Genomic DNA, 6,180 nt, shown 5'->3' on the forward strand with positions numbered 1-6,180 from the left:
TACCTAGAACTACTATGCATTGCAGTTCTAGGGATAGGTGGTCGGATGCACATCACCAAGGACCTCGTCGCCGCCTCGGCGACACCGCTCGTGCTGGGGATCCTCGCCGAGGGCGAGAGCTACGGCTACGCGATCCTCAAGCAGGTCAACGAGCTGTCGGGCGGGCGGCTGGAGTGGACCGAGGGCCTGCTCTACCCACTGCTGCACCGCCTCGAGCGACTCGGCCACGTCGAGTCGTACTGGCAGACCCCGCCCGGGGGACGCCGCCGCAAGTACTACCGCATCACCGACCAGGGCCGGGCCGAGCTCGTCGAGCAGCACCGCCAGTGGGCCGCGGTCGTCGACGCCCTGCGCGGCGTCTGGAACACGACCCGGGCCATCAACCCGATCGCGGCACCGGCCTGGGAGGCGGGACGATGACCCTCGACAGCGACAGCGACCTGGAAGGCCAGATCGCGCAGTGGCGGGCCTACACGCGCCGCCGCCGGGAGCTGCACCACACCGACACCGAGGAGCTGGAGGACCATCTGCGCAGCCGGATCACCGAGCTGACCGAGGCGGGCCTGCGCACCGACGAGGCGTTCCTCATCGCCGTCAAGCGCATGGGCAGCCTCGACGAGCTGTCGCGGGAGTTCGCCCGCGAGCACTCCGAGCGGCTCTGGAAGCAGCTCGTGCTGCCCGGGGAGCCGGCCGCGCCCGCCGCTGCCCGTACCCGCCGCGAACTGCCCGTCATGGTGCTCTGCGCGGCCCTCGCGGCGCTCGCGATCAAGGTGCCGGGCTGGTTCGGGCTTGACATGTCCGGCGAGGATGCCAGCTTCTACACCCGCAACCTGAGCCTCTTCGCGCTGCCGGCGCTGGCCGCGTACTTCGCCTGGCAACGCCGGGTCGGCCACCGCGTCGTCGGGGCGCTCGCGGCGCTGTTCGCCCTCGGCGCGGTCGCCGCGAACGCGTACCCGCTCGCCGGGGACTCGCAGTCCTTCGTGCTCACGGCGATCCACCTGCCGCTCGCGCTGTGGCTGGTCGTCGGCGTCGCCTACGTGGGCGGTGACTGGCGCTCGGAGCGGCGACGGATGGACTTCATCCGGTTCACCGGCGAGTGGGTGATCTACTTCAGCCTCCTCGCCCTGGGCGGCGGTGTGCTCACGGCCTTCACCGCCGGCACCTTCCAGGCCATCGGCATCGACGCCGAGGGCTTCATCAGCTCGTGGCTGCTGCCGTGCGGGGCGATGGCGGCGATCGTCGTCTCGGCGTGGCTGGTGGAGGCCAAGCAGAGCGTCATCGAGAACATGGCCCCGGTGCTGACCCGCGTCTTCACGCCGCTGTTCGCGGCGACCCTGCTGGCCTTCCTGGTCGCCATCGTCTGGACCAGCAACGGCATCGACGTCAAGCGCGACGTGCTCATCCTGTTCGACCTGCTGCTCGTCGTGGTGCTGGGCCTGCTGCTGTACGCCATCTCCGCCCGCGACCTCGCGGCCCGGCCCGGTCCGTTCGACCGCCTCCAGTTGGCGCTCGTCGTCAGCGCCCTGGTCATCGACGTCCTGGTGCTGCTGGCGATCGCCGGCCGGATCGGCGAGTGGGGCTTCAGCCCCAACAAGACCGCGGCGCTGGGGGAGAACATCGTCCTGCTGACCAACCTGGCCTGGTCGACGTGGTTGTTCCTCGGCTTCGTCCGGGGCCGCACCCCCTTCGCCCGCCTGGAACGCTGGCAGACCCGCTACCTCGCCGTGTACGCCGGCTGGGCCTGGGCCGTCGTCCTCGCCTTCCCCGTCGTGTTCGACTTCGCCTGAGCCCTGAGCCCTGAGCCCTGAGCCCTGAGCCCGCCCCGCTGAGCGCTGACGCCCTGAGCCGGTCCGGTCGCCGCCCGCGCGGTGGCCGGACCGGCTACCGGGATGCGGGCCGGTGCTCTGGCCTTCAGGTCGGGGGTGAAGGCCCGCGTTGGGAGGGCCGTCAGAGGGCGGTTCGGAGCATTAGCTAGCTCCCTGCGAGCTTGAAGGTGTCCGAGAGAACATCCGACGCCGCCAGTAGCACAAGGTCATCACCGAGTCGCTCCAGCGCGATAAGTTCGCGGCGTTCGAAGGCGATGACGATCGAGGGTGGAGATCCCGGCTGGTCGGGACACTTGCCCCTTTTGATCGGGACCCTTCCTTCGCCACCCTCCTCGAAGCGCTGATGATGGCCGTCGCCCGACGGCCAAACGATGCTGTGGCGCCGTGGGGGAGGAATGGCTCGAACAGGATGCACGATCCGGCGAAGGATTGCCGGTCGCGGAGCGCGGTTGGGGGCCGCGTTCCTGGTGGCGTTGATCGCTACCGTGGGTAACGTTGTGGTGATGCCCACGCCAGCGCAGGCCGAGGACGATCCGGCCGTGCGTCATGAGACGTATCGCCGGTCGCTCTTCTCTTCGTACATGCGTACTCGGACTGGTGCCGACGCGCGCCATTACATCAAAGACATGGTCGTCAGTGCGGACATGCTCGGGTACAGGCAAAGGAACCCGAACGCCACCCCTGACCAGATCACAAGGTACTCGATCAAGAGGGCCCAGTTCTTCGCCTCCCAGCTGACGCCCGGTGACCCGCACCAGTCGATGCACGAGTTCTACATGAAGATCCTCCAATACACTGCCATGGCTCCGGGCGCCGGCGAGATCTCCAAGATTATGGCAGACATCGCGGAGAGCACCGTCGGCAAGCAAATCAAGGCGAACGGGGATATCAACAATCAGATCCACGCCGCCCAGGAATACCGCGTCTTGTTGAATGGCATGCAGCAGGCCCAGAACCTGATCTGGCAGCAGGTGGCGACTCTTGGTAAGGAGGACGCTACATTCAACGCGGCGTGGACCGGGCTGATCGGCGCGAAGTACAACACCTCGGCCAACGTCTGGGCAACGGAGCTGGAAGCAGATCCGGTGCTCGCCACATATGTCAACGTCAACAACCTGCAGGAGGTCATCTCCAACAACGGCGAGCTGGAAAGCGAGGTCGACAGGCAGCACAAGGAGCTCCTGGACAAGATCGCCACGCAGACCGCGGAGGCCAACCGGTTGCTCAAGGAGATGAACGAGAGGTTCCCGCTGCAGGGGGCCGCACAGCCCACGCAGAGTGATTTCGATCAAGCAAAGGCGGCGGCGGCCGAGCGCCAGAAGTGGCTGGACGGTGCTGCGGGCGCAGTCGAGTTGTTGGCCACTCTGGCCGGTTTCGTCAACAAGCGGGCCGGTGACATCATCCGTGGCACCGGCCGGGCCGCCCTTCAGATCGCTTCCGCCATCAACAGCTTCCTGCCGACTATCGCCGCGAAGGGCCTGCCGGCCGCGCTGTTCTCCGCGAGCGGGATCGGGATGGCCGCCACCGTGCTCGGGGCGGTGTCCTCGCTGGTGCCGCTCTTCGGCTCCGCGGGGCCCACGCTCGATGAGCAGATCCTCGAACAGCTGAGGGAGCTCCGGCTGGAGATTCGGGACTTCCGGACCGAGATGAACCAGCGGTTCGACGCGATCGAGACGGCCCTGGTGAAGATCTACGAGCAGCTGGACGTCCAGTTCGAGAACCTGCTGCGTCAGTCGATCTACACCCAGGCCCAGCTAGAGCAGATCATCACGCAACTCGCTCTCGTGACCGAAAAGGTCGACTACTGGGGCCTGGCCCTTTATCGCTCCCTGCAGGAGACGTACAAGAACCAGGTCAAATACCTGATCAACGACAACATCGATTTCGTGGACATCAAAAGCCGGGAGATGACCCAACCCGAGTACGAGTCGGCGGCGGACGGCTTCCAGAAGGCGGCAGCCATCGACAGCCGGACCGGCACGATGACGGCGACCCCTGGCGTTCCGCAACTGGAGGCCGAGCTCGACAGGGCCGGCTACCAGGGATCGGTCGCCTACCTCAACCAGTACGCCAGGGATTATCTGAACTTGCCTGCCACTGAGGTGTCCGTGAACGTCCCGGCGATCGAGCACTGGCTGGCCGCCGCGCAGGGCTACAAGGTGCTGCTTGCTCAGAATCCCGTGCAGTCGAAGCAGGTCTTTAGCCGCACCGAGTCGGTCGTCGCGGCCGGCAACGCCATCCAGGAGGCCGTGCGTCAGTTCAGCAAACCGCAGGGATCGGACCAGCCGCAGCGGCTCAACCCCCTCTTCGTGACGCTGCTGGACGACTACCGGAACACCGGCCTCGCAATGGCCAAGAATATGCAGGAGAAGCGGGCAAGCATCCAGGGCGACCGCTCCGGCTACTCCATGTTCCAGCGCCCGGACCAGACGCTCGTCGGCGTGCCGCAGACTCCGGCGCCTGCCGAGGTGTCGTACTGCGATTCTTCCGAGGTCCCCTACAAGGCACCCCGTCCCAGCAACGTCACGTTCCCCTACGGGGAGCGGGAGCTGTGGGTCGCCGACTACGGTCGCCCCAACACTCCGGTGCAGATGTGCTACGAGGCGGAGTGGGTCAACGTGACCGTCTGGGGAAACCCGGAGAACGAGGAGAAGCCCTCCTACCAGACCGGTGACCTAAAGGTGACGTTCAAGGTCCGGCAGGTGTGGGACGGTCAGCCGATCGTCGTCAGCACCCAGCAGCGGGTGTACACCTACGGCAGGTTCCAGCAGTACAACCCGTGGGACCCGAGCCAGACCTGGAGCGTGGAGCCGTTCCAGGCGATGCAGGCGAAGTGGAACTCCACCTACCGTGCCAGCTTCGAGCAGGGCGCGGAGTACAAGGTCGTCGACCTCGCGATCCTCAAGGACAAGGTGCGCAACTGGCTGTACGGGCAGGCAGGGCAGTACTACGTCGACGTGGTGAAGGAGATGCAGACGCCCGGCACCAGCCTCCACAATCTGAACACCAAGCTGACGCGCACGGCCCTGCTGCTCCAAGTCTACACCAAGCTCGGGTTCGCCCGTTCCCTCGAGTACGACCAGACGATCGGCGTCCACCTGCTCGGCAAGGACCGGATCCCGTTCGACCAGGGAACCATCGAGGCCGCGATCGTGGGTGGCGCCCCACGCTCGCAGGTCCTGGCACCGTTCGTCCAGGCCCGCAACAACTACTGTGAGGGCATTACCGGTGACGGTAAGTGTGTGTTGAAGCCGAAGAACCCGGATCCGGCGGCGGAGCCCTCGCCAACCCTCAACCTCACCCCGTTTCCCTGCGCCTCGCCGGAGCAGGAGCGTGTCGACCCGCTCGAGCGGTGCTTCAACCACTCTGTCGATTCGCGTTCGACGCAGCTGCGGAAGCAGCTCGAGGCGGCCAGCCTCCGGATCGCGACCAACGCGGACTTCCAGGAGGGCATCCCGGAGGTCGACGTGATCCTCGACGGGATCGAGGTGGCGGAGTTGTACTCCAAGGGCAACAAGCTTGCCCCCCCGGTTGGCGAAATCATCGGCCTGGCGGGCAAGTGCCTGGACGTACGGCACGCTGGCACCGCCGATGGCACCCAGATCCAGATCTACAGCTGCAACGGCACCCCAGCCCAAGCTTGGGCGATGATGTCGAACAACACGGTCATGGCGATGGGCAAGTGTCTGGACGTGAACCAGGGAGCCAGTGCGGACGGCACCAGGATCCAGCTCTGGACCTGCCACGGTCTAGGCTCGCAGCTCTGGAAGCCGCAAGCCGACGGGACCCTGCGCAACCCGCAGTCCGGCAAGTGTCTGGACGTGCAGTGGGCCAACCCGGCCGAGGGCACGGCGGTGCAGCTTTACACCTGTAACACAACCGACGCGCAGCGGTGGACCCTGCCGACGGCGGCGTAACCGACAACGAGACGGATGATCCCGGGTCCCCTGCCGTCCACCAACGGACAGCAGGGGACCCGGCCTTGCCAGTCAGAGGGCGGTCCGCAGTAGCTTGGTCTGATCTATGCGTTGCGTCCGGTTGGAGCCTTCCTGTGGGTCCGCTATGGATGGTGGCTGGTCGATCTGGGGTCTAAGTTATTTGTACAGTCCCGTTGCCGGACTCGGCCGAACCAGGCTCGCCAAATCCGTGTACGACGCCGGATGGGCCGGCTTCAGAGGGCGGTTTGGAGATTCTTGAGTTGGTCTATGCGTTGAGCCCGGTTGGTGGTCTTCCGGCGGGTTTGTTGTGGGTCTCTACCAGTCGATGTTGGGGAATGTGAGTCCTGGTCGTGACCGTCGGGCGGCTGGGGCGTTAGCCCGGTCATGGGTGATCGGAAGCCGTATCCCAGTGACGT

The 6,180-nt window shown here is 66.0% G+C and carries 3 protein-coding genes; all 3 read left to right on the plus strand.

Features of this window, described 5'->3' with window-relative positions:
• The first annotated feature begins 45 nt into the window (after nucleotides 1-45).
• The 3 genes from ACFT41_RS27590 (at nucleotide 46) to ACFT41_RS27600 (ending at nucleotide 5,743) form a co-directional block, all read left to right on the plus strand.
• Nucleotides 46-420 (plus strand): PadR family transcriptional regulator, encoded by a 375-nt coding sequence (locus tag ACFT41_RS27590; protein WP_357748800.1) that lies wholly within the window; start codon nucleotides 46-48, stop codon nucleotides 418-420.
• The gene (locus ACFT41_RS27595; protein WP_377588411.1) at nucleotides 417-1,787 is read left to right on the plus strand and encodes a permease prefix domain 1-containing protein; all 1,371 of its coding nucleotides are present in this window, start codon (nucleotides 417-419) and stop codon (nucleotides 1,785-1,787) included. Before ACFT41_RS27590 ends, ACFT41_RS27595 begins: the two co-directional genes overlap by 4 nt.
• 488 nt (nucleotides 1,788-2,275) lie before the next feature.
• Complete coding sequence (locus tag ACFT41_RS27600) at nucleotides 2,276-5,743, plus strand: RICIN domain-containing protein (protein ID WP_377588410.1); 3,468 nt, start codon at nucleotides 2,276-2,278, stop codon at nucleotides 5,741-5,743.
• Nucleotides 5,744-6,180: the final 437 nt, after the last annotated feature.

This window comes from Micromonospora sp. NPDC057141, from assembly GCF_042670805.1.
GTDB lineage: Bacteria > Actinomycetota > Actinomycetes > Mycobacteriales > Micromonosporaceae > Micromonospora.